A 23,743-nucleotide genomic window follows, 5' to 3' on the forward strand; every position below is an offset into this window, starting at 1 on the left:
ACAAACCATTACCAAACCGCTCAGCAGACCTGGACCATTCGGTATCTCTGATCGATGCCGCCGTCTAGTGTCGGTTTCTCACAGCCGTTCACACCTGGTTGCGATTCGGGCTAGAAAGACAGCCGAGATGGTCGAACGATAACTTCGACGTCCTTATCCTTTATTGATGGGTCCGCCTGACCAGTGTCAGAGGTACCCCCGGCAGCGTCCACGGGTTGCGGATTCGAGTGGAGGGTTTCGCCGTCCACTTGCGAGGCAGCCTGCCCGGCCACAGCGGTTTCGGTGCCCGAGACCGGTTGTGCGCTTCCTTGCGGTTCCGCACACTCCCTGGCTGTTGCGTCGCAGGTTTCGCTGGCCTCGGCGCCCGCGCCGACGCTGGGCGGTGCGTTGAAGTACTTGTCTGAATCTGGCTCCGTCTTGAGAAGAGACGGCGCCCTGTTCATCATTTCAACACGTTTGCGGTACGAGATGCCGACCTCCAGCTCTCTGCGCACGTCATAGTCCTTGACGGCCTCATCCCCTGTTCGCGCAGATCCCACTTCCTGCTCCACTTCATCGAAGACACCTTTGAGGTACGCGTTCAGTTGTGTCAGAGTCATGAGCTCCGGGTTGCGAGCAATAAAGGTCCGCGAATAGTCATACAGGCTCTTCACCGCTACCGTGTTCCCCGCCAGCAGCTGCAATACCTGGACGGTGATCTTGTGGTTTGCCGCCTCGACGGCGCTACCGTATCGGGGGTGATAAGCAGGGCGCCATAAGAGATGTGACTCTGCCTCCTGCAGAATGCGGTGCATAACGATTGAATCAAACTCGGGTGCATTGTCAACGACGATGAATCGCGGCAGGCACCCGTGCCTGTCGATACATTCAAACAGGACCGTTGTGACTGCTGCTGCGCTCGGCGGGCTGAACGAGACCGTCCAGGCGAGTTTTGCACCAGTCGCGACGTCGACCATCACCGAGAGCCACAAGTGGCCCTTGATGCGTCGACGATTTGCCGAATTCTCGATTTTGATTGCCAGTGGCGTGTGATCGATCTGTGCGAGGAAGAGCGGCACCGTGACCTGATAGAGCGGATTTGCCGTACCAGGCGGAGCAAATCCTGCAATGGCGTAGCGAGCGGCACTGCCATCCCGGAACTGGACGAAGATACTCCGGTCGTATTCCTTGTCGCGTGTCTTGGCGGTCCTCTCTGAAAAGGCTGGCAGACGTAAACGCTCCGTCACCGCGATAAATTTGCCGTGGGTGGCACGTAGACTCCATCGTTTCTTGAGCCGATACTTGAGGAAGACATGGTCCCAGAGCTGCTCACTCTCCGGAAACCGCATCGCTCTGCTACCACGCTCGTGCCATCGGGGAATGAGCCCATACGCTGCACTGTTGTACAGCAGGTCTCCTAACTCCGCCTGCGACTTCCAGAGTGCTATCGTCGCGGGCGGGATGAGCTTACCCTCCCTCTTGCGACCACTGCCGGCCCACCATTTTGAGACACGCCCAGAGAGCGCCCCCAGCTTGTTGTGAGCATGGTTGTACGCTTCGGGCGACACAAACTGAATGAAGTCTGGCTCCAGGTTAGGTGCCTTGTTCGCCAATGGTTCTTTGCCTGTTGTTTCCAGCGACAGGAAACCGTCGCCAGCTGCCTTGGCTGCCTTTAAAACTTCATACGCCGTAGCATCCCTGAAAACTGCAGAAGAGCGCATGTCCGTCAGATCCTGCAGATGTAGCGGGAAGAACACGCGACGGGTAGCAATCAGATGGTTGAGATCATCCGCGCCGATCAGCGGGATCTCAATCAGCTCACGACGAAACATGTAACCCTTGGCCTTGACCATCGCTACCACAGTCTCGCATGCGGTGGGATCCTGAACCTTGTAGTCGGGCTGATAGTAGCGGCTGAGTAACCCCATGTTCAGCAGATACCAACGACCGAAATGCTTTTCCGTCAGAATGCGGTACTGAAGGCCGTATGGTGACAAACGCTCTGCCACTGGAGGACTCGTCCAATGTCCCTCATCGACTTCCTCGTAAAGCGCGCTCCCGCCCATTACGCTCTTTTTCAGCATTGACGTCCGGAGGACATCGACGAACCCGCACCACTCCTCGGTTATCGCAAGCAAAAATGGCCTGACTACGTCAACCTGGGTGCGAGTCCCATGGCTGACGCCGTAACGGACACCACCGATATCCCTGGGCCAACTCTAGTATTCGAGACATTTCGCGTGCGGATCATCCAGCTCGTGTAACAGGGCTGACTGCAGCGTGGCATCGTTCAGCCGGACCGCAAAACCCATCAAGAGACTTACGTGTACGCCGCGTATCCGCCCGGCACGGACCCGAGGTTTGGGTTCAAGCGGCTCGCCATCTCGGACCTCATTCACGAGCTCGATCCCTTGCTTCGTTACGAGCAGGCGTTGGAGTAGCGCGTCGAGCAGGTCGCAGTTGATTCGTTTCACGATTACCATATCGCCGGCTTGCGGCGGACTTGAGCAGTTCACAGGGACGCTCGTCTCTGAACACAATGAAGTCATATGCGAATTTGCAGTCGCAAAATAACCCGAGGCGGCGATATATCCTGATTTAATCAGGATGTCCAATTATCTTTCTACTGATTGATTCATTGCCAAAGACGACACCAACAGGTGCAACGGGTCCGGTAGATGCCTCTGACTATCCCGACGCACCACGCAGCGCCAAGCGAACGCCACTTTCGATTCGAGCATCCGGTTGCCCCATTGCTCCCGTGGCATCGTCAGTGACATAGGAGATCAGTCCCTGCCTCACGCCGCCGGCGACACCATCTGCAAGTTGGGTGGCTGGCGGGATTTCGGGCGATTCAGTTGCCCGAGTGATTCCCCGGCATCCGCTTCACCGCTGTTTGCAGACGAACGGGAAGTAGCCGGTGCGGCACGCTATGATTCACCGCGTACATCGTCGAGGCTGACGCACCCGCGCTCGTGCAAACACTCTTCGCGCACTCGGCCGTCAACACTCTCAATGCGTGCACTTTCGCCGGATGGCCAGTTGCGAGTGGTCGGCGCTCGCAGTCGGCGGTCGTTGATGAGCGCGTAGGACGGGTCCATCGTCCAGCCATGGACAGCGCCGGCCTTATCCGGTATCGCCACACACAATTGACTTGGGCGTTCGTTGCGTTGCTCTTCCCGAAGCGACGAGCCCTGAGTCGGGCACCCGGGTCGATCTCAATAGCGGCGGTACCATATGCCGATATATCCGCCTCTGCCTCCACGTGGAAGCAATATGCGAACAGCAGTGGTGTCCGGACCGGAATGAAAGCACCATTCGTGGCGCTGTAGAAGAGCGCCGAACGACCTGCCGGGCTGCCCAATTTTGATTTTCCGGCGCGATGCTGTGCGCCGTCACTGGACGCAACGGTGTGCCGCGCCAGATCTATCTGTTCTCGAATGTTCATCAGTTCTCCTCAACCCGCCCGGCGTCAACGCCGGACCGTACGGAATGGCGAGCGCAGTCGGCGGGTTCATGGCGAACCCGCTGTCTGCGGTGTCTGCGGTTGACAAAGGGGATGGGCTGAGTAGAATCAAAGCATCAGGTGAGCAACTTGATGCTTTCTCGGCGGGAGTTCTGGGCTGCAACCCGGTCTCCCGCCTATTCGTTTCAGCCCGTGATGGTCACGGATCGGTCATTACACCTCCTCTTTTGTGTCTCGTTTTCGCCGGTCCAGGCGCTGGAACCCGGCATCCGGGCGTCACCGGATAATCAGGGGATCTGCCGATTCCCGCAACGCCCACATCCATCGCACAACGTCTTGAGTGAGTGCGAATCGCCCGGCACGTCCGGGTACGGCGAACATCGGTATCCCGATTTTTCCGCGCCAGCACGCCTGCCGGAATGCGCCCACTGAGGCGTATCCCAGTACCTCCGCTAGAGCAGCCGAGCCCATCAATGGCCCGTACCGATCCGCCAGTTTGGCTTCCAGTTCGGCCCGGTCATCAGTCTTCTGTTGAGGTTCGCAATTCATTCAGACTCGCCCGTGCAAGACCGGCCGGTTATGCCATCCCCGCCGTCGACGCCATTGTCCGTCGCAGACAGCCGACAAAAGGGGCCTGTAGCTATAGAGTAACGCCCTGAGACGCCCGATGTCACAGTCATGGCCGGTAAATGTCACTGTACTTTGAATTACATTTTTGGGGACCTCACGAATGAACGATTCTCCGCGGTCGTCCGAGTTCCGCCGCTCCAGGAGATGGATATTGCCGTTCGCCGAGCCAGACGTTCAGACCCAGGGGTCCCGCCTGGAACGCCTCAATGGCCTGCGTGGTATGGCGTGGGCCTACGCCGTTTGCCACTATTTGGGGAAAACACCGTCGGCCATATCGCTCGAGTATTCAGCGGCGGAGAGCTCGCTGGGACCCACTGATGGACCAAAGCGGTCCAGCAATCTGATGCACCGCTACATTTCTGGCAAGAGCGCCGCGGTCCGCGGGGCAAGTTTGGATACGATCTGGTCGGCGCAATCAGTGCGGACCCGTGCGGCGCACTCGCCGAGCCCTCGCTCGATCTTCGGGTGTTCAAGATGCTGCATCCCGACACATCGCTAATGGAACTGCGGGCACTGCTTTTTGAACTCCCGGAGGTGGTCCGTCCGGGACTCTTTGACTCCGATCCTGCCCGGGAAGACGAACACGTAGCATGGCGCCGCCACCCGCTCGATGAGTGCGTATTGCCACCGGCGATAGCATCCCAGATATCCCGGGTCCTTCCCGGACTGTGGGATCCGCGCAGGGTCGAAGCACCCCTGGTATTTGAACTGTTTGAAACACTCGTTGGACTGTGGGCAGAAGCGCGGCTCATCTGCGACAGAACACGTATGGCGGCGCTTTTCTGGTGGATCTACCGCTGTACGGACCTCGTCCTGGCAGATGAGACGTTCCCGTACATTTTCCAGCCATTCCTCGCCTTCCTTTCGTTTGACGGGCCTGACCGTCCCCTGGGCGATTGATTGCCCGGGATGGCGAGCGGTGTTGCGGGATGCGTGGTCAGGCGGGAGGCCGGCTGAGGGCTGAGGTTGTGCCGAAGCGGTGCAGTGGCGCCATCGTGATGGCGGAACGGACCTGCAAGGGCCTGTGCGAAGCGACAGACGCAAGGGTCTGCTCGTGGACCGCGTTGCCGCAAAGCCGAGGGTCGGGTTGTTCGTCCTGGAACAGTGACGCTCATATCTCGCCCCGGCGCGTGGGTGGTGCGCGGATCGGTGCAGTGCGCGCAAGGATATCGATGACGATCATCGGCGCGCCGCAGTGCCGGCAGATGAAGGCGGGGCGCGTTTCGATGACGGTTTCGTGAGCTGATGTGTTGACGTCGGTCGCGACGTGCAGCAGTTCGCGGACCTTCGCGAGACTGGCGCGGCGCACCGGGTTGGCGAGCAGTCCGTAGTGACGGATACGATGGAAGCCACCGGGCAGCACATGGAGCAGGAAGCGGCGCATGAACTCGCCGGCTTCGAGGGTCATGGTCTTGTAGCGGGTGTGCCCCTTCGCACGGTAGTCCTTCCAGCGGAAGGTTACGCCGCATTCATCGAATGCAAGCAGGCGCTGGCTGGAGATCGCGACGCGGTGCGTATAGCGCGACAGGTACGCGAGCACTGCTTCGGGTCCTGCAAAGGGACGCTTTGCGTAGACGACCCATTCGCAGGCACGCAGCGGCGCAAGCCACACGTCAAAGACAGCCGGGTCGGCAAGTTCAGCGTACTGGCCGAAGAACTGCAGGTGGCCGTGCCGGTGCGCGTCCGTGAGCGCTTCGAGGAAGCGCCTGCGGAACAGGCGCGAGAGCACACGTACCGGCAGGAAGAAGCCGGGCCGGCATGCGATCCACCGCTGACCATCGGGCGACAGCCCACCGCCGGGGACGATACCGTGTACGTGCGGATGATGCGTGAGTGCCGAGCCCCAGGTGTGCAGCACGAGCGTCGCGCCGATCTGGGCGCCGAGGTGCTTCGGATCAGCGGCAATGGTGCGTAGCATTTCGGCGGCGATATCGAACAGCAGCCCGTAGATGACGGCCTTGTTGTACCGGGCGATGGCACTGATGGGCGCGGGCAGCGTGAAGACGACATGGTAGTACCCGACCGGAAGCAGATCGGCCTGGCGTGCCTGGAGCCAGCGATGCGCAGCACTGCCCTGGCACTTCGGGCAATGACGGTTGCGGCAGGAGTTGTAGGCAACCTCGATCCGGTCGCAGCCGGCGCAGCGCAGCACATGCCCCCCAGCGCCGCGCTGCGGCACTGTTCGATGGCTGACATGACCTTCAGCTGCCCCAGGCTCAGCGCTACCGTGCGCCGCCACGCCGGCCCGCAGGCGCGGAAGATATCCGCGACCTCCAGCACGGGGTGCTCCGCGTGCGACCGGGCTAGCCGGCGGGCAGGCGGTCCAGCGGACTGATCACCTTGCGCAGAAGGTCAGTGGCAACCTGGGTATAGAGCGTGGTGGTCTCGATCTGCCTGTGTCCAAGGAGCACCTGGATCACGCGGATATCCTCCTTCTGTTCCAGCAGGTGCGTGGCAAAGGAATGCCTCAGCGTGTGCATGGATACGCGCTTGTCGATGTTTGCGGTCTCGGCGGCCGCATGGATGGCGCGGGTCAGTTGCCGCGTGCTGAGCGGGTCGATCGGATCGAGGCCCGGAAAGAGCCACCCGCCATCGAGCATGCAGCCCTGGGCACGGGCAACGCGCCACCAGACGCGCAGACGTTCGAGCAGGACCGGCGAGAGCATCGCGTAGCGGTCACGGCGGCCCTTGCCCTGCTCGATGCGCAGGGTCATGCGCTGGCTGTCGATGTCGCTGACCCTGAGCGCGACCACTTCGCTCGCACGCAGCCCGGCGCCATAGGCGACCGACAGCGCGGTCTGATGCTTGAGGTTTCCGGCTGCCGCGATGAGCCGGCGCACCTCCTCGGGGCTGAGCACAACCGGGAGCGTGCGAGGCACGCGTACCGGCTGCATCCGCGCCATCAGCTCAGGCCGGCCGAGCGTGACTTCGAAGAAGAACTTCAGACCGCTGATCGCGGCGTTCAGCGACACCGGCGACGCGCCGTGATCGACCAGATGCAGCTGGTAGTCCCGGAGGTCCTCGACAGTGGCGCTATCGGGTAAACGCCCGAGGTATCGGGCGAACTGACGTACGGCACGCAGGTAGGCGGCCTGGGTCTTGGGTGCGAACTTGCGCATGCGCAAGTCCTCAAGCATACGGCGGCGCAGCGGGCTGATGTCCGGATCGGAGGAGGTCATGATGGGGCTCCTGCTGGAGGACGAGGCGGATTGCCTCAACCACCAACATAAGCGCCGGCACCACTGGCCTCCCATTCGCCGCCAGAGACGGGCCGCAGCCCCCTACCGCGCGAGCGGTTTAGTCCCATCGGCCATTGCGGCCGTTGGAGTGTCGGCCGCTGTGAGGCAGTTCATAGGCGCATTGCCGCCGTTCGCTCCGTCGTTAATGCGAATGTCAGATATCGTTGGAGTGAACGAGTACTTGCGACCCACAACTGCCTGTCGGCTCGACACGCCCCCAATGGCCGTTTGCGAGGTGCAACGGCCGCTCAATCTCGCGGGTCGCACGGCAGGTCGATCGGCATTGCTGCCACTGGGACCGTTGGGCTCTACGTCAGCAATGTGGCAGATTGCTGACGGTGGTGGTATTGAGCCCCTGTTTTCACGAGAATCTCCTTTAACGAGCGTTGCCGTAACGTCCGGTTGCGATGAGGCGAGGCAAACGCCCGAACCGCCTCAAGAACAAAAATAATGCGAATGAAAGTCCGGAAGAAGAGGCCGTACCGAGGCGATGACAGTTACGAAGAAAGCGCATTTCTCGTTTGCCGGCCCGGAACCGAGTCTGGAAACGTAGGCGTTCCTGGGCGGGCAGGCGCATCGAGACCGCTACATTTGTGTGTATGACTCTGGATGGCGGCCTGCTATTCTGTTTGAATTGCACGCTGCCCTATCCGCGGACGGCGAATTTCCTGATCGAGCGTCGTCATGAGATCGTCAGGCCTCACGGTGCGCAGGTTCAGATCGGCGGCTCAGGAACGCGCGTTCCGGATGGACTATGCGCGGCGCTTCTTCGGACAGCGCAGGCTCGCCATCACAATCTTCACCGTGCTGTGGGTCGTGTTTTCCGTCCACGACCTCGGGCGATTAGACATACTCGATCCCGCCCACTTGCACCACAAAGAACTCAGTGTCCTGAGAATCGCCGGGACGATCGGCATGACGGTGCCCGTTCTGTTGTGGAGCCGACACGCACTCGACGAGCGCTGGAGCGTCGGGCTGCTCAGTGTCTGGACGCTCAGTTGCTGGTTCGCGGTCCTGAGAATGGTACAGATCTATCCGGGCGACCTGGCCTGGCGGGAGGCCTATCCGATCCTCACGTTTGCCCTTTTCATGATATTCATGGCCTTCCGGCTTCGAGTAATTACGGCGGCGTGGCTGGTCGGCCTATGCGTCGTCAGTTATCTGGTGATGCTCTATCTCAAGCCCGATGGCCAGAGCGTCGGCGCGCGCATGGAGTCGGTGATCGCGCACGCCACGATGGTGCCGATGATGTATATCGTCGGTTTGCTCGTCAGTATCCCGCTGGAACGTGCCGCGAGGCGCGAATTCATGTACCGGCGCACCTTGCGCGCGGCCAAGGCGCGCGTCGAAGCGGCTTCGCGTGTGGTCAACGAGCAGAACCGACGCATGCAAGAGCTCGTCAGGGAGAAAGAGCGATTCTTTTCATCGGCGTATCACGACATCCAGCAGCCTCTGGCCGCAATCAACCTTTTCATCCGAAGCGCCCGGACGAGGATCAGGGACGGATACGCCGTGGATCGCGAGCTCGATGTCGTCGAGGAGACCGCGTCCGACATCCTCGACATGTTCAAGGACATTCAGGACTACAGCGAGCTGGGCTCATATGTTCCCCATGTCGTACCGGTCGACACCCACGGCCTGTTGACCGAGGTCTTCGAGCAGTACCGGGAGACGGCCCGATTGCGTGGCATCGATCTAAGGATCGCGGGACGGCGAGGCTACCCCCCGTCTATCGCGACCGACCGGTCGCTCTTCAAGCGGGCTGTATCGAATCTCGTATCGAACGCGATCAAGAACACATCATCGGGTGGCGTTGTGCTTGGCTGGGTGCAACTGAATGAACGGCTGCGCATCGATGTATGGGATACCGGCATCGGCATTGCGCCCGCACATCGCGACGCGATCTTCTCCGAGTACTATCAGATCAACAATCCGGGGCGCGACCGTTCGAAAGGACTGGGACTGGGGCTGTCGATCGTGCAGCGTGCGATCCATATCCTGCCGGGACATGGCATGAGTCTCGCGTCCGTGGAAGGGCGCGGATCCCGATTTTCGCTTTACGCGACGGTTTCGGCATCCGCCCCGACAGTCGGCGAAAATGCTCAGGATGGCGACGTCTGCATGCCCGATCTCGCTGGCACGTTCATGCTCCTGTGCGACGATGAACCTACCGTGCTCGAAGGCCTGAGGCGTCTTTTCTCGAGCGCGGGCGCGCTCGTGCACGCCGCCGAGTCGATGGCTGGATTCGAAGCCGTCCTTGCCGATGACAGCCGCATTCCCGATCTCATCGTCGCCGATATTCGTCTGCGCGAGGGAGTAACCGGCAAGGAGGTTGCTGATCGGCTCAGGCGTCATTTCGCGTGGGCCGGCGTGATTCCCGTCGCATTTATCACCGGCGAGCTGCTGTCCGATCACATCCTTCGCGACTTTCCCGAACCGTTCGTGCTATTGCGCAAGTCCTCCGCCCCGAAAGACCTGCTGGCCGAGATTAGCCGGTTCGTGACCGCTCGACGGAAGGTGAATCTCGATCTCGCGAACGATCAGTGACTGAAAGCGTCCCGAGCGTAACGCCCTTCTCTGCCAGCATCACGGTGAGTGCTGCGCGGCGCCGCAACTTGAAGTATGCGAACAGATGACTGATGTATTGGCCCATGCAAGGCCCGGTGGTCCCCTTGATACGCTCGATTCGTCTAATGGTGGATGAAAACCGCCACTTTTCAGGCGGCGCCATGTAGATCCACCGCTAGTGTGTACTATCTGACCTGTGACATCGGACGATCACTGTCGATTGAACCCTCCTCCGATGTGTAATCGCAGCCTGGCTCGAATACGATTCCGGGAGACGATGGAATGCGCGTACTGATCGTCGACGACCATGAGCTGTTCAGAGCCGGATTGGCGCTTCTACTGACGGAACTCTTTCCGAACATCGAGTTGCTGCACGCGAGCACGTTGTCGCAGGGTTTGAATCATGCGCTTTGTGACCTCCTGAACATCGTTTTTCTCGATCTCGACCTGCCCGATGGCAACGGTTGCAACGCGCTTGCCGAATTGAAGGAATCGCGACCGTCCTTACCGGTGATCGTGATATCGGCCGATGAGCGAGTGGAAACCATCAGTCGATGCATCCAACTTCGCGCCATGGGATACGTGCCCAAATCGTCGCCGCCTGAAGCGCTTCGTGCGGCGATAAGCGCGGTGCTTGCGGGGGGCGTATTCCTACCAGCCTCCAGCATCGCCAGCCTCAGTCGTGAGATGGACACTGATGAGACTCCGGCAAATGGACCTGAGGATCGTGAGCCGCGCGTTAAATCGGAAACGAGCAATGCATCCGAGCTGGGACTCACACCGAGAGAGTTCGAAACGTTGGCGTGGCTGGTGCGCGGACTTCCGTCCAAGGCCATTGCCCTGAGAATGGGCCTCGAGGACATTACGGTACGGAAATACATCAGTCATCTGCTTGCGCATTTCAATCTCCGGCGCCGTACGGAACTCATCGTCATGCTGGCGAATAGCGGGATCAAGCTCGGCGTCCCGCCGGTCACGGATCCGGCGCTTGACCGAAGACTACCGGCTGCTGGGGGACAATCAACCGACTGACTTCAGGCAGCGTGCTTTCTGGAGTGGAAGACTTGCTTAACAGCACGATGCACAACGCCTCGTGCGTGGCCGCAGCGCGAAAAAAAAGCAAAATAACAGGTCGCTATCCCTACTAACAGCCACAAATGTATCAGCCAGGTGACGCGCGCTCGCCCAGCGCCTGACCACTTCAGGAACGAGCTGCGTCGGGAGGCGAGTATCCGACATGTCACCGGGATCGGACGATAACAGTGCATACATCTTCCGCCGACGATTGCTGTCGACCGCCTACGCATGTGCGTTGCGACGGCGTTTCGCCTGACCAAGAATGAGTATGACAGCAGCGCAGAGGGTGCATTCGGCGAGTGTACCCAGAGCGGTTGGTCGTCGTGAAGAGCTGAACCGGCCTTGGCTCGTGCGACGACTGCTGCAGGTCGACATGAAGTGAACAGGCTGATTGCTTTAACTCCAACGAGCCCTCTCACGAAACCTTATCAATCAATCACCACCGGTGTTGCGGCTCGTGCGCGACACGCTCGATGCGCGTGGCCTTCGAGCTCGGGGCACGCAAATAACGAATCGCATGAATGGAAAATTCAACGTACACAAAGGAACCAGCATGAAATCACCACTGATAGTCGCATCCGCCGTCGTGCTGTTTGCCGTGGCCGGTGTTGCCCATTCGCAAGGCACACCGGAAGCGTCTCAACCCGCCCCGCAAGAAAGCGCCGCAACACAAGCCGCTGACCCGAGTGCGGGGATGGAAGCATACGGCGGTACGCCCGACACACGGGTACAAGCCGGTGCAAAACATGCCAGACCGTGCCGGATGGATCCACAATGCAACGTTTTTTTGGAGGGAGCTAACACCGATCTGACGGCGCGCGAGCCATGACTGGAAAGTGGTCCGGCTTACCGAGTTCGCTGTCACTCTTTCAGGTGGCGCCTCCTGAGAGGGGAGGCGCCACGACACGCGAGAGGCCCGACGGCGCTTCAGGAGCAAGTGGAAGGGGCGTCATAACGAGCATTTGGGCGGTCGCGAAGCTTGAGTTCGAAATCGCCGCGCCAGTTGCAGCTGGCAGGACGTCAGCGTGGTGCGGGCCACGGCCAACTCTTCTTCGCGTCAATTCAACCTTCGCGGGAACGCTCACTTAAGACGACGTCTGGGCCGCGCATTTCTGGAATTCCTTCCCCGGCCGCGAGTTCGGCGTCGCTAACGCAATCCATTGATGACGAAAGGTGAAGAAATGAAAGTGAAACCCTCGGCTGTAACCATCGTGCTATTCCTGCTCACCGCGGCCGGCGCTGCCTACTCTCAGGAAATGCAACCGTTAGACGCCACTAGCCACTCCTCCAGCCAGCAAGCAATAAATTCATCGCAGCGGGCGATGCCGACGGACGGCGACAGTCCGTGGGACCATGGAGCCCAACCTGGCGGACGAGATGGTTACGGCAAAGCCCGAGACGGTCAACCGTGCGTGGTCGGCCTGTCGTGCGATATCTATCAGGGTAGTTAACTTGGCGGCTGTGTCGCGATAAGCCAACTCGCTCTCTGAAACGACCGGGACGACCGATACGATTGATAAAAGAGATGCCGAATGGGTCGAAAGTGCGAGGGCACCGGTCGCGGAAGCTGCCGTCGGACTGCTCAACGCCGCCGCTGACGGCAATGCCCCTAGCTGACGCAGAACCGAACCCCGGTCCCACGTCGGCTATGGCCGACGAAGCAACATTCGCCTTCGCCAGTCGAATGACTGTTTACTGGGCGGACCCGACGTCTGAACGTCCGAGCGACGCGACGGGCGAATGACGCTTCCTGGCCGGCCTCTGCCGCTTGGGCGGTCGCGATATCGGTATGCTTGGTCCAGCGCAATTCCATTCGGCGTTGATCAGGTCGGCCGAGCGCCTTTACTCGCCCTTGCGTGCACCGAAGAGCGGCAGCATCCAGAATGGTTTGAGCCACTGCGCCCAAAGGGGCGCGGCCTCATGCGGAATGCCCCGTTCGGCGTTCGACGGCTCGCGAGCGAGCAGTTGTACAAGTGTTGCTTCCGCTATCCGGCGCCCCTCCGCAAAGCCCATAAAAGCCGGCACCAGCGCGTTGGGTGCAATCGGATCCGCGAGCAGCCCACGCAATGTCTGCTCGTCCATCGCTTCGAGCTGCAGTTCGTACTCGATTTGCAGCGTGCTTTGCAATTCGGCCAAAGTCAGCATGTCCACCTCCCGGTTGATCGACGAAAATGGTTCGAAGCTTCTTCGCGCATACCGCCTGCATAGCTCGCCATTGACGATCGGAAGCGGCCGCAGAGGTCTCCACCGTGCTGCCGCCCGAGCGCATGCGTGCTGCGTATCTGTTCCGTTGGTGCATAGTATGGCGCATTTGTGCAGAGCAGCAAATATCATTTTCATGCCGGGTCGCACCCAGTTGAAGAACGCTTTCTGATCAACATTCAAGGACTTACCCGCATACCGGTTCACAATGTTGAATCAAAAATGAGACTGCTGCAGCGCACACAAACACAATATGTCTTTTTCGACATTGTCCGGACCGCAACGGCTCCCCAACTGCGCCTCACCCGGTGCGGTTCACCTCAAATCCGCACAGTCGTACCTATTTACCTAACCTCCCTTTTGACCAGACGTGTGCGCGACAATCTACGGTATGTGAGGCAGGATACGCACTGAGCGGCAGTACCCGACATTTAACGAGGAGTATGGGGACGCTGAACGTGCAATCCTTAGCCATGTTCCAGGCCCGTCTACTCTCTGTTGAGTCTGGCTGCGAACTCTTTTCGAAGAACCCGTGGCGGCGAGCACCGATTTAACGTCGGCGGGAATACGTCGGCGGAAGCTTCACGTTGTTTGCTCAGATGGACCAAGCCCACGGACATCGAAGGGAAAACCGGGGAACCGATTTTCTCCGCATGCCGACAAGAGACCCTCCTCCCGCGATTGTCGGCGTTCATGCGCTGCTCGCCGACGCGCGCCTCAACCAGCTGACGCGTACCGACCCGTTTCGGTCTGCGGAAATAAGTTCACTGCAAGGGCGGCTCTCTGACTACAGCGGACATTTACCCGGCACCTTTGAGCCAACCGCCTTCACACGGCAGCGACGCCCCGCGCCCCAACGGCCAATTCCAGCAACCGCACCCTCCGAAATTCTCAGACGCGTTCGAAGGAGGGCCAATGGGGGAAAGCGGAGGGCCGCGCGCGGGCGCTGTCCTCACGGATTATCAGACCAATTTTCGGTCCGGGTGCGCTACAGTTCTGCCAAACCACACTGGGGGAGACCATGAACAAATGGACCGTGCATTCTGTCGTCGCGCTGCTGGTCTGCGCTTGCAATGTCGCGGTTGCTGAGTCGCCGCCAGCTCGCATCCTTCACTGCGAGGGCACTATGAAAACCTCAGGCATCAACGCCCCAAGTGATGTCCAGACGGGCGATGCCACGACCGTCACGGCGATCTACACGTTGAAGGACAACACATTGATCGAGAACGACGATGGGACACACGAGATTCGGTATCCGCTCTGCCGCACGACCGACACGAGCTACGTCTTCTCGGACGACTGCTCGACAAACCGCAATCGCTACATCGGGGAGTGGTTAAAAGTGTCAGACCAGTCCTCAGTGGATCGCTTCCTCTCGCAGCATCAAAACACAGAGTTCGCGATGAACATTGTGGTGATTGACAGAGTAAGCCTTCAGGTGAACGACGAACAACTCGACACCCAAGAGCGTACCGAGGTAGATCGAAAGAAGATGAAGGCGTGGTTCAAGCCGTACCTTATATCTCAACAGTTCGTCGGGAGTTGTCAACTTGCGACGCCGAAGCTGTAACCCGAAGCGCACTGTCCCGGCCTCAATCGAAGGGTAAAAATGAAGCGAATTGCCAGAACCCCGGAAACCTTCGAGGCGCTCAACCTTTTCACGGCTGTTGGCTTGAAAGAAGGGTACCGGGTCGACAACGAAGCTCACCAGAGGCAATTCATCACCGCGATCGAAAATTCGCTCAAAGCTGCGCACGGGAATCTCAGAATACTCTACGGAAAGCGCATCGAGGCGCTATTCGCTCACGTGGCCGGGGCCCTGGGACAGTGTTTGATGGTAAAGGTCGAGGATTCCGGCGATATCTTCACCGCTGATGGAGATGTGAAGGCTCCCGACTACCGGCTAACACTCCGGGACCGCCGCCAAATGCTGATCGAGGTCAAGAACTGTCACGCAGATGGTCTGGACCGGCCGTTTTCTTTAAAACGAAGTTATTTCGAACAGTTGGATCGATACGCGGACATCAATTCGACACCGCTGAAGATTGCTATCTTTTTCTCCCGTTGGAATCGATGGTGCCTGCTCTCACGGCACTCTTTCGAAGAAAAGGGAGACAGCCTTATTACAGGCGTAATGAACGCAATGGCAAAAAATGAGATGTCCGCAATCGGGGATGTGTCGCTCGCTACATTGCCTGAGCTTCGGCTTGAGTTATTGGCAAATCCCACAGAGGCGAAGGAGATCGACGATGACGGTCAGGCGCAGATCATCTTCCGAAGCTCCCGATTGTTTTGCCGCGGTATGGAGATCATCGAGCCGGCGGAGAAAGAAATTGCCTTTCGGCTGATGAGATACGGGGATTGGCCTGATACCTCTGAGGCCATTGTCGAGAATGGAAAACTGCTGGGGATGGTCATCACTGCAACGCCGCGCGAAACACACGAAGGGCAGGATTTGGAGGTGATTGGCAATCTCAGTTCGATGGTGAGTGCCGCCTTTGCAGAAATGACGGTCGCTGACAGGCGTCCTGTCGCACTTGATGTCGCTGTCGATCCGAGCGCGTTTGCTCTTTACATCCCGGAGGGGTTCAAAAGCGACGTCTTCCCCCTCCTGCGGATCGTTCAGAAACCAAATTTTGAATATGAGGCCCGAGAGCAGTAGTGCCGACATTCGGGACCGGTCGATATGTCGCCCCGTGAGCCATCCGCTTCCGAATGCGTGCCAGCGCAACAGGGCCAACGATCGACAAGCAAAACTTCGACGGGTTGAACGGCCGGTGTCTGAGTGGAGCCGACGCCTGAATGCCTGGGCGATGGCACGATCGGATGACGCTTCCTGGCCGGTCCGTGCCGGTGATCTAGCCACGAGACACCAGTCAATATGGGCTCTCCTCGTCGATGAGCTCAACAAGATGCGCTCTATTGACGGGCGCAGCATAAGACTCGGGCCAGTATTCGACAATCTTAGTAATCTTCCCGGCTTCGGCTGAGAAAAACGATATGGCTCGCGCCGTCAACGCACCGTCGGTAACGGTCACATCGGATACTGCTTCATGACCGGTGTTGGCGACGACTCGGTTCACCGTAAAGCGCCAGGGCCCTTCTGCCGGATACTCCGAGTTCATTTGCGCAAACCGCGCCGCGCCTCTGATGCGTTCGTTCGACTGGGGCCATTCGAGGATGAATTGCTCACTTAGCACTGACTCGACTGACGCAAAGTCGTTTGAGCCCATGAGTGTCCAAAATTCGTGGACGAGCGTCAAGATATCAGTAACAGTTGCTGTCATAGCTCTTCTGCGTCAGTCTGAATTAAGAGAATTTCGAAGGCTGATTGTCAACGATTCGGCCGGTCGTGTCGAACGTCTCAAAGTGGCCGGCTTCTGCCTGACGGCGATCGGCGGCACGCGACCCACTGCTGCCGGTCGCCGTCGCGCGACCCTTGTGGCGCGTTTCAAAGTATAGCGGCCATTCGCGGGATGAATTTGCGCGGCAACAGTAGCAGACAGGGGCGGTCAGCCGCCATCGCAAACAAGGATTCGTTTGCGTTTCACGAGATCGGGGTGCGGTCAAGATTCGGACGTTTAGGTACGTAACGGCGAAACGGTCAGATTTGATCCTGAGACTTTTCAGCGCCCGGCGATGAAGTACAGCTCAACGGACAGATCGACGTTTGGCAGGCATCAATCGCGTCTGCACCTCTCAGTTTGTTTTTGGTGTTGTCGCGGCAGTTGAGGCGCACCACAAAGTGCCGCGAGCCCTTTACTTCAATGACCAACCCGATATACGCGGCCGCTATGCACGCCCTCCACGCTGCGTCGATAGGCTATTGCCACACTTGTCGCTGGCACACTTTCGTAGCCGGGAAAGAACGGACCAAACCGGCCCATAGATTCCGTCAGCACTGTCGGGCTAACGGCATTGATACGGATGCCCCGTGGAAAATCGCACGCAGCGGCACGCACGAACCCTTCAATCCCAGCATTCGACGCTGCGGCATTGGAACCCTGCGCAATCGGATCATCGACAGCGATGCCGGAGGTCAGCGTGATCGACCCGCCGTCGGTCAGGTAATGCTGACCAACCAGCGCGACGCGCACCTGACTTAACAGCTTGTCCTGCAAGCCTTTGTTGAAGTCGGCTGCTGTCATCTTTTCGATTGGAGCCAGAATTACATTACCTGCGGCAGCTATGATGGCGTCGATCTGTCCGATCTTCTTGAACAACGCGCCCACGCTGTCGTCACTGGTGATATCAACCTGCTGGTCACCTTGGGTGCGACCCACGCGAATAATTTCGTGTTTGCCGCCACGCGCAAGTTCATCTGCCACAGAACGACCTACGTCCCCACTGGCGCCGATCACAATGATTTTCATAAAAACGCTCCTTTTGAATTCAGATTAGAACGCCACTATTCTTCATCAAACCAAAGAGGTGATAAATATGCTCTAATTTCAAAACACTACTAACCCATAGTTAGCAATATGGACAAGCTGCGTGGCATGGAAGCCTTCGTTGCCGCCGTGGAGGGAGGTAACTTCACCGAGGCGGCGCAGCGGCTAGAAATATCGGCGGTGATGGTTGGCAAATATGTGCGCGAACTTGAAGAGCGTCTCGGTGCGCGCTTGCTGGAGCGCACCACACGACGCCAGAGCCCTGACTGATGCTGGTCGCGTTTTTTACGAAGACGCCAAGCGTGCGCTTGAACACGTACGTACGGCCGAGACGTCGATCGAACGGTTGCGCGCGTCGCCATCCGGCACGTTGCGCATGAGCGCTCCAATCACGTTTGGCCCGTGTGTCATCGCTCCTTTGGCGGCGACTTTCCAGCAGATGTATCCTCTCGTGCGCATTGAGCTGGAATTGAGCAATCGCATCGTCGACCTTATTGACGAGGGTTTTGATCTGGCCATCCGCATTGGTGAATTGGGCGATGCCGACCTGATTGCAAAACCGCTGACCATGTATCGCATGGTCATCTGTGCGTCGCCGGGCTATCTCGCTCAACACGGGCGTCCAGAGACGCCGCAGGACCTCAGCGCGCATCACTGCCTGTCTCACGCAGTTTGGAACAGCCGTAACGTCTGGAAACTTGGCGGCTGGGATGGACCGCAGCTTTCGAAGGATCCGGTCATCACATGCAATGATGGTAACGGCCTGCGCATGGCCGCCATCGCGGGTGCGGGGTTGTTGCTGCAGCCCGAGGTCCTAGTGGCTCACGATCTGGCGAGCGGGACATTGGTGCCGGTGCTGCAAGCCTACTTGCCCGAGCCACACCCGATCCATATCGTGTATCGACAGGACCGGCGACCACTGTCGAAGCTCACCTGCTTTGTTGCACATATGCTTGAGCATGCAGAGACGCAACGAACGCTTTCCCAAGCACCATAAGGCACGAGACTGTCTCGATGAGCGAATGACCGCTTGCTAAGTAAATATGTCATGTGAATGTCTGAACGCCGCATCCGACGAAAGTCGCTTCATGGCCGGGTCCCGCCTCATCGATTGGCAGAATTGCTTTGGTCTTGCACAACTACGACCGGCAGCACGCGACCGATGCGTCCAACGCTTTCTCGCTGAATGCACTTAACAGCATGGTTGGCGTCCTGTATGAAGACGCCCGCAATGACAAGCTCACCGGACTCATGCGCCGCGCCGCCTTTGAATCCGAGTACGGCCGCTTCCAGGATGGGTGGCTCAACAGACTGCTGGTCATCGATTGCGACAGGTTCAAAAGCGTGAACGGCACGCTCAGGCACTGCACCGCGGAGCTTGTCCTTCAACGGGTTGCCGCCGCGATCAGAGGCAGCGTCCGTGGATGGGATCTTGCGTGCCGGTGGGGCGGTGACGAATTCGTTGTGCTTCTCCCCCATACGAAACCGGAGGACGGAATGCGCGTTTGCGGAGCGCATACGCACCGCCGCTGAGACGATGGAACGGCATGGAGTCACGCTGTCAACGGGCGTGGCCACCAATACCAAGGCAGAGCCGCTGGCATCGGTCATCGAGCGCGCCGACGCGGCGATCGACGACGCAAAGCAAGCGGGCAGAAATACGGTCGTGTTCGCCTAATCCGGATTGCCATATGCCCAGGCCCCCGGCGCCGCAGATCGCGCAATTGCCGCTCGATGCGCACCGCCAGCTTGTCCGGCTGGGCACCGATAAAAGCGGTAGCGACCCAGCCGCCTGCCGTTCGCTCAGGCTTGCGGAAATTCGCGCAAAAGAAGTCCTGACGACTGAAGCGATCAGAGACGGTCAGTATCGGTTCCGGGGGAGTTGGGCGAGGATTTTGAGCCTTTCTGATCCTCAGTTGGCCGCCTCGCGGGCGGCTCTTTGAGCACGCCCAGTTCCAATGGCGTGGTGGTGGCAGCCGGCCTGCGTCGGGGCTCACTGTTCCCATCGATCGCCTGTTCGCGCTCGTCCTCGCCACCATCGTCAGGCTGCGACCGTGCGTTGGGTCCGCTCGGCGGGGTGTGAAGCCGCATGTGCGGTACCGGCATCTCAATGCCCGCCTCGTCCATCTTGCGCTTAAGCCGTGCGTTAAACGCCCGCGCCACGCTCCACTGTTGCAGCGGCCGCGTCTTGATCTGCCCTTTCACCACCATCCAGTTCGCTTCAAAGCGGTCGAGCCCCCACACTTCAACAGGCGCGAGTATTTCGTTGCGCAGACGATAATCTGCCTGCAGATCGGCGCCCACTTGCACAATCATGCGCGACACTTCGTCGAGATCAACGGTGAACGGCACCCGCACCTCGAATACCGCATTGGCGAAATCGCGCGACAGGTTCTTCACGATCTTGATCTGCGAGAAGGGGATAGTGTGAACCGCGCCTTGTCCGTCACGTAAGCGAACCGTGCGGATCGTCAGGTCCATGACGATGCCGGAATGACTGCCGTCAATCTCAATCCAGTCGCCGGCCGAGATCGTCTCCTCGACAATGATGAAGAGCCCCGTGATCAGGTCGGTGACAAGCGCCTTCGCACCGAAGCCGACCGCAAGACCGATTACGCCCGCACCGGCCAGGAGAGGCGTCAGATTGACGCCTAGCGTGGCGGCCGCGACGATCGCGGCGAGGGTCGCCACCGTCGTGAAAACCGCGTTGCGCACGAGCGGCAACATCGTGCGTGCGCGCACACCGGGATCGAGTGCCTTGCTACGCGAACTGCTCGGGCCCAGCGCGTTGAGAATCGCGGTATCGCACAGTATCCATATGAACCAGGCGCCGAAGACCGTCGCGATGACTGTTACGAGCGCATGCTTGAAACTGGGTGTCATCGCACTGTGCTTGATCATTCGAGCGATCGGGCCGCTCCACAGGTCCAGTTCGAATTTAATGAACGCGAGCCACATCAGGAGAGTGAGCAGCGTGATCGCGAAGCGCAACAGTCGCATCAGGTGCGGCGCGCGGCGGTGTGCGCGCGTGTCCCTTCTACGCGTCACGTGCATGAGCAGCGCTGACACGAACAGCGTGAGCACGAGTAACAGCGCACTGAGCAGCGACGGCTGTAATACGTTCTCTTCCGAACCGCGCGCATCGATGATCGCCACGACCGAGGCGATCGCGATTAAAAGGATCGGGATGTGCCATAGCGATGCGAGGATATCGAGCGCTTCCGTTGCGAGTTTGTGATCACGCCTTCGTTTATACGGGCGATTGCGTATCAGATGCGTGACGGGCCGCCGGTAAGCGAGTGCGAAATAACCGATCAGGACCGCCGCCGCCACGTTTGCCGATGCGGACACGAGCCCGGCGAGATTCACGCCGAGCAGGCCTGTGACGACCGGATTGGCCGTCGCGTCACCGAGCGCACCACACGCACCGATCGCGAAAAGCGGCCAACGACTTTGCGCGAGCAGTTGGTGAACGGCGACACGCCGGTGTGCCGTGTTAAACGCCGAGAAGACGATTAGGCAGATCGCCGAGAAAAGCAAGCCCGCGACTATGGCATAGACGATCACAAGCCCCAGCGTGCTGCCGAGCGCGTCGGGCATTCCCCGCATGAACAGCGCCACCGTCACGAATGCAATGACCCATGGCGCCGTACGCCAAAATGCGAAGCTCAATAGTTCGAACGACGTTGGATTCGGTTCGAGCGCGGCCTTCCAGCCATATCGTGCACTGACGCGCCGGCGCAGATAGACCAACAGGCCAGCGCACGCGCCCCAGCCCGCAAGCGTCGCGATCAGGCCAAGCAGGACCTGGCCGAACGGCTCCCGGCTCCCGCCACCAAGAATGGTCCACAACTCGTTAGCCGCTGCGCTCGAACGGGCCGCCCAGTAGTGCAAGGGGGTGCGGCCCTCACTCAGATCCGTCTCGACAGACGCAATGCTTGACGCAATCGTGCCGAGCAGGTCGCTGTTGCCCTGTCCGGACGACACCGGCGCCGTAGGTACCGTGGGTGATGCACTTTGGGTACCTGCAAGCAGTCCCTTCAACTGGGCGACCAATTCTTTGCGTTTCGGATCGCTCTCGAGCGTGCCGATCAGGCTGTCCAGCGAACGCGCAAGTTCGGCCTGACTTGCGGGCGTTGGTGCCGATGCAGCCTGCGCCGCCGAGGCTGGCGGCGCGGGACCTCCCGTCGCACTGTTGATTAGGTTTTGCAGCCCGGCGGGCAAGGCGGCGGTCGCCGGATTGAAGGCCACCGTCGCCAGAACGAGGAGGCAGGTCGCGGCCAGCCGAAAGCAGGCGCACTCTATGGCGCGCCACACGCCGGGGCGAGCCCGCCGTCTGACGAAGACCATGGCATGGCTGAATTCTCCCCGCATGCATGCGTGCATGGAGCCCCCTTCCGAAAGGTCACCCCTGTGAGAGCTGGGTCGTCCGGCTAACGCTTTGCGAAAGGCCCTGAGGCGCCCGAACTGTACTTTGTGCGGATAACGGGTAAAAGCTTACATCACCACGAAGCCCCGCCCCTTCCATGCCCCTTCGGCCCTCTCAAATGAAGGACGCAGCGCGTAGGCGGCGAAAGTCTCACCGCGCCACCGACGAGCGGTGGCGAGCCGAGCCCCTGCCGGTCCGCTTGCGGCTTGTGTGCAGGCGCAGACTCGCGCTCCTTTCGAACGTGAGTGTCACGCATATCAACGCCACGCGCTGCCAACCTGAATATAAAACGCGTTCTGGTCCTTGCTATGGGCGACGTCGATCCCGATCGAGACGCCCAGCTTGCGTGCGATCAGGTAACGGAAACCCGCCCCGACACTTTGGACGTTCTGCGCCTGAGAAAAGCTCTGCAACCGTCCATAGGCCTTACCCACGCCACTGAAGCCCAGCAGCGACCACCTGGGCGTCACGTCCCAGCGCAGCTCCGCTTCAGCCGCAAGCGCATTGCGGTCCTGGTATCGACCCTTCTGGACGCCACGCAGATCAACATACGGTTGCGCATAGAACGGGATATCACCGGTCGAAAACTTTGTGTCCAGCCGTAGCCCAAGGATTAACGTATGCGTGAGTGGAATCCACGTGAAGCCCCGCGCAGCGTACACGTTGTAATTCTCGGTGCCCCCGAACCCTGGGCGCGCGAATTGTGTCTCGAACTCGGCAAAACTGCCCGAGGCCGGATAAAAATGTTGAACTAAACCGCTGACGCGGTAGCAGGTGGTTGGCCAACGGAGTCGGCTTCGGCATCGTTGACGGCGAGCATTTCTTCGAATGCGACGATGGCAGTGCAGTTTCTGCCCTGTCCATTTCGAAGGAGTCCGCCATGACGGCATTACGTCGACGCATGATCGAGGATATGCGCGTGCGCAACCTCGCGGCCAATACCCAGCGCGCCTACCTGCAGCAGGTCCGCGGCTTCGCCCAATACTTCGGACGTTCGCCTGCGCTGCTGGGCCCGGAGGAGATTCGCGCTTACCAGGTGCACCTCGCTGAATTCCAGCAGCGTTCCCGGAGCACGCTGGTGGTGGCCACGGCGGCGCTGCGCTTCCTGTACACCATCACGCTCAAACGCGACTGGCCGATCGACGAGATCCCCATGTCGAAGGTACCGCGCAGACTTCCGGTGATTCTTAGCCCCGACGAGGTGACGCGGTTTCTCGAATCGATCAGAAGCGTCAAGCATCGCAGCCTGCTAATGGTGGCGTACGCGGCTGGCCTGCGCATCTCGGAAGCAACCCGCCTGAAGGTCAGCGACATCGACAGCCAACGCATGGTACTGCGTGTCGAACAGGGCAAGGGCGACACCGACCGCTACGTCATGCTTTCGCCGCGACTGCTGGAGAGCCTGCGCAGCTACTGGCGTATCGGCCGGCCACAGTACTGGCTGTTCCCCGGGCGGTTTCCTGACCAGCCCATCGATCCAGCAACGATACGCCTGGCGTGCCAGCAAGCGCGTCGCCGTGCCGGCATCAGCAAATCCATCACTCCGCACTCCTTGCGTCACGCGTTCGCGACGCACCTGCTCGAATCAGGTACCGATGTGCGGACCATCCAGTTACTGCTCGGCCATCGCAGCCTCGCCACCACGTCGCGCTATCTGAAGGTCGCAACCAGCACCGTCTGCGCGACGACCAGTCCGTTCGACCGACTGCCTCAACAATCTCCTACATCGATCTGCTCCGCGCCGCCGTCCGTAAGCTGAGCG

At 59.7% G+C, this 23,743-nt stretch carries 16 protein-coding genes and 3 pseudogenes; 10 read left to right on the top strand and 9 right to left on the bottom strand.

Annotated features, from left to right (window positions below; genetic code table 11):
• Nucleotides 1–110 precede the first annotated feature (110 nt).
• Nucleotides 111–2,063, bottom strand: coding sequence for a DDE-type integrase/transposase/recombinase (locus HDG34_RS18905; RefSeq protein ID WP_184061683.1), 1,953 nt, complete (start codon nucleotides 2,061–2,063; stop codon nucleotides 111–113).
• A 135-nt stretch (nucleotides 2,064–2,198) separates the two neighbouring features.
• Complete coding sequence (locus HDG34_RS18910) at nucleotides 2,199–2,594, bottom strand: hypothetical protein (protein WP_184061684.1); 396 nt, start codon at nucleotides 2,592–2,594, stop codon at nucleotides 2,199–2,201.
• A 1,946-nt stretch (nucleotides 2,595–4,540) separates the two neighbouring features.
• Between HDG34_RS18910 and HDG34_RS18915 the strand changes: the two genes are divergently transcribed.
• A complete protein-coding gene (locus HDG34_RS18915; protein ID WP_184061685.1) occupies nucleotides 4,541–4,975 on the top strand; it encodes a hypothetical protein in 435 nt (144 codons plus the stop codon).
• Nucleotides 4,976–5,186: 211 nt separating this feature from the next.
• On the opposite strand, the pseudogene HDG34_RS18920 reads toward HDG34_RS18915, so the two are convergent.
• Nucleotides 5,187–6,355, bottom strand: a pseudogene (locus HDG34_RS18920) (IS91 family transposase).
• Nucleotides 6,356–6,378: 23 nt separating this feature from the next.
• On the bottom strand, nucleotides 6,379–7,254 hold the full coding sequence (locus tag HDG34_RS18925; protein ID WP_184061686.1) for a site-specific integrase: 876 nt from the start codon (nucleotides 7,252–7,254) through the stop codon (nucleotides 6,379–6,381).
• 744 nt (nucleotides 7,255–7,998) lie between these two features.
• On the opposite strand from HDG34_RS18925, the gene HDG34_RS18930 reads away from it, so the two are divergent.
• The 3 genes from HDG34_RS18930 to HDG34_RS18940 all read left to right on the top strand — a co-directional run bounded on the left by HDG34_RS18930 (nucleotide 7,999) and on the right by HDG34_RS18940 (nucleotide 11,788).
• Nucleotides 7,999–9,861 carry a hybrid sensor histidine kinase/response regulator gene (locus tag HDG34_RS18930; protein ID WP_184061687.1) on the top strand — a complete coding sequence of 621 codons (1,863 nt, stop codon included), beginning with the start codon at nucleotides 7,999–8,001 and terminating at the stop codon, nucleotides 9,859–9,861.
• Between the two features lie 303 nt (nucleotides 9,862–10,164).
• On the top strand, nucleotides 10,165–10,914 hold the full coding sequence (locus HDG34_RS18935) for a response regulator transcription factor (protein ID WP_184061688.1): 750 nt from the start codon (nucleotides 10,165–10,167) through the stop codon (nucleotides 10,912–10,914).
• A gap of 598 nt (nucleotides 10,915–11,512) precedes the next feature.
• Nucleotides 11,513–11,788, top strand: a complete 276-nt coding sequence (locus HDG34_RS18940) for a hypothetical protein (protein WP_184061689.1) — start codon at nucleotides 11,513–11,515, stop codon at nucleotides 11,786–11,788.
• A gap of 1,013 nt (nucleotides 11,789–12,801) precedes the next feature.
• Here the strand turns inward: HDG34_RS18940 and HDG34_RS18945 are convergent.
• Entirely contained in the window at nucleotides 12,802–13,104 is a 303-nt protein-coding gene (locus HDG34_RS18945; protein ID WP_184061690.1) for a hypothetical protein, read from the bottom strand.
• Nucleotides 13,105–14,182: 1,078 nt separating this feature from the next.
• Here HDG34_RS18945 and HDG34_RS18950 point away from each other — a divergent pair.
• Entirely contained in the window at nucleotides 14,183–14,731 is a 549-nt protein-coding gene (locus tag HDG34_RS18950; RefSeq protein ID WP_184061691.1) for a hypothetical protein, read from the top strand.
• Nucleotides 14,732–14,770: 39 nt separating this feature from the next.
• A complete protein-coding gene (locus tag HDG34_RS18955) occupies nucleotides 14,771–15,823 on the top strand; it encodes a hypothetical protein (RefSeq protein ID WP_184061692.1) in 1,053 nt (350 codons plus the stop codon).
• A gap of 214 nt (nucleotides 15,824–16,037) precedes the next feature.
• On the opposite strand, the gene HDG34_RS18960 is transcribed toward HDG34_RS18955, so the two are convergent.
• Together HDG34_RS18960 and HDG34_RS18965 are read right to left on the bottom strand one after the other, a co-directional pair.
• The gene (locus HDG34_RS18960) at nucleotides 16,038–16,448 is read right to left on the bottom strand and encodes a nuclear transport factor 2 family protein (protein ID WP_184061693.1); all 411 of its coding nucleotides are present in this window, start codon (nucleotides 16,446–16,448) and stop codon (nucleotides 16,038–16,040) included.
• Nucleotides 16,449–16,925: 477 nt separating this feature from the next.
• Nucleotides 16,926–17,534 carry a short chain dehydrogenase gene (locus tag HDG34_RS18965; RefSeq protein ID WP_184061694.1) on the bottom strand — a complete coding sequence of 203 codons (609 nt, stop codon included), beginning with the start codon at nucleotides 17,532–17,534 and terminating at the stop codon, nucleotides 16,926–16,928.
• Between the two features lie 108 nt (nucleotides 17,535–17,642).
• Here HDG34_RS18965 and HDG34_RS18970 point away from each other — a divergent pair.
• The 3 genes and pseudogenes from HDG34_RS18970 (at nucleotide 17,643) to HDG34_RS18980 (ending at nucleotide 19,230) form a co-directional block, all read left to right on the top strand.
• Nucleotides 17,643–18,549, top strand: a pseudogene (locus HDG34_RS18970) (LysR family transcriptional regulator).
• Nucleotides 18,550–18,683: 134 nt separating this feature from the next.
• The gene (locus HDG34_RS18975; RefSeq protein WP_184061695.1) at nucleotides 18,684–19,085 is read left to right on the top strand and encodes a GGDEF domain-containing protein; all 402 of its coding nucleotides are present in this window, start codon (nucleotides 18,684–18,686) and stop codon (nucleotides 19,083–19,085) included.
• Nucleotides 19,086–19,089: 4 nt separating this feature from the next.
• Complete coding sequence (locus HDG34_RS18980; protein ID WP_143037333.1) at nucleotides 19,090–19,230, top strand: diguanylate cyclase; 141 nt, start codon at nucleotides 19,090–19,092, stop codon at nucleotides 19,228–19,230.
• A 173-nt stretch (nucleotides 19,231–19,403) separates the two neighbouring features.
• On the opposite strand, the gene HDG34_RS18985 is transcribed toward HDG34_RS18980, so the two are convergent.
• Together HDG34_RS18985 and HDG34_RS18990 are read right to left on the bottom strand one after the other, a co-directional pair.
• A complete protein-coding gene (locus HDG34_RS18985; protein ID WP_184061696.1) occupies nucleotides 19,404–21,938 on the bottom strand; it encodes a mechanosensitive ion channel family protein in 2,535 nt (844 codons plus the stop codon).
• Nucleotides 21,939–22,238: 300 nt separating this feature from the next.
• Nucleotides 22,239–22,724 (bottom strand): annotated as a pseudogene (locus tag HDG34_RS18990) (glyceraldehyde-3-phosphate dehydrogenase); the annotation flags it as partial.
• Between the two features lie 35 nt (nucleotides 22,725–22,759).
• Between HDG34_RS18990 and HDG34_RS18995 the strand changes: the two are divergent.
• Nucleotides 22,760–23,740, top strand: coding sequence for a tyrosine-type recombinase/integrase (locus HDG34_RS18995; RefSeq protein ID WP_260321222.1), 981 nt, complete (start codon nucleotides 22,760–22,762; stop codon nucleotides 23,738–23,740).
• Nucleotides 23,741–23,743: the final 3 nt, after the last annotated feature.

This window comes from Paraburkholderia sp. HC6.4b, from assembly GCF_014200875.1.
GTDB classification, from domain to species: Bacteria; Pseudomonadota; Gammaproteobacteria; order Burkholderiales; family Burkholderiaceae; genus Paraburkholderia; species Paraburkholderia tuberum.

Excerpts from the sequence above, each read along its gene's own strand:
- HDG34_RS18930 (WP_184061687.1), top strand. The coding sequence starts at position 7,999 with ATGAGATCGTCAGGCCTCACGGTGCGCAGGTTCAGATCGGCGGCTCAG.
- HDG34_RS18940 (WP_184061689.1), top strand. The coding sequence starts at position 11,513 with ATGAAATCACCACTGATAGTCGCATCCGCCGTCGTGCTGTTTGCCGTG.
- HDG34_RS18925 (WP_184061686.1), bottom strand. The coding sequence starts at position 7,254 with ATGACCTCCTCCGATCCGGACATCAGCCCGCTGCGCCGCCGTATGCTT.
- HDG34_RS18980 (WP_143037333.1), top strand. The coding sequence starts at position 19,090 with ATGGAACGGCATGGAGTCACGCTGTCAACGGGCGTGGCCACCAATACC.
- HDG34_RS18905 (WP_184061683.1), bottom strand. The coding sequence starts at position 2,063 with ATGCTGAAAAAGAGCGTAATGGGCGGGAGCGCGCTTTACGAGGAAGTC.
- HDG34_RS18985 (WP_184061696.1), bottom strand. The coding sequence starts at position 21,938 with ATGCACGCATGCATGCGGGGAGAATTCAGCCATGCCATGGTCTTCGTC.
- HDG34_RS18955 (WP_184061692.1), top strand. The coding sequence starts at position 14,771 with ATGAAGCGAATTGCCAGAACCCCGGAAACCTTCGAGGCGCTCAACCTT.
- HDG34_RS18945 (WP_184061690.1), bottom strand. The coding sequence starts at position 13,104 with ATGCTGACTTTGGCCGAATTGCAAAGCACGCTGCAAATCGAGTACGAA.
- HDG34_RS18935 (WP_184061688.1), top strand. The coding sequence starts at position 10,165 with ATGCGCGTACTGATCGTCGACGACCATGAGCTGTTCAGAGCCGGATTG.
- HDG34_RS18965 (WP_184061694.1), bottom strand. The coding sequence starts at position 17,534 with ATGAAAATCATTGTGATCGGCGCCAGTGGGGACGTAGGTCGTTCTGTG.
- HDG34_RS18950 (WP_184061691.1), top strand. The coding sequence starts at position 14,183 with ATGAACAAATGGACCGTGCATTCTGTCGTCGCGCTGCTGGTCTGCGCT.
- HDG34_RS18960 (WP_184061693.1), bottom strand. The coding sequence starts at position 16,448 with ATGACAGCAACTGTTACTGATATCTTGACGCTCGTCCACGAATTTTGG.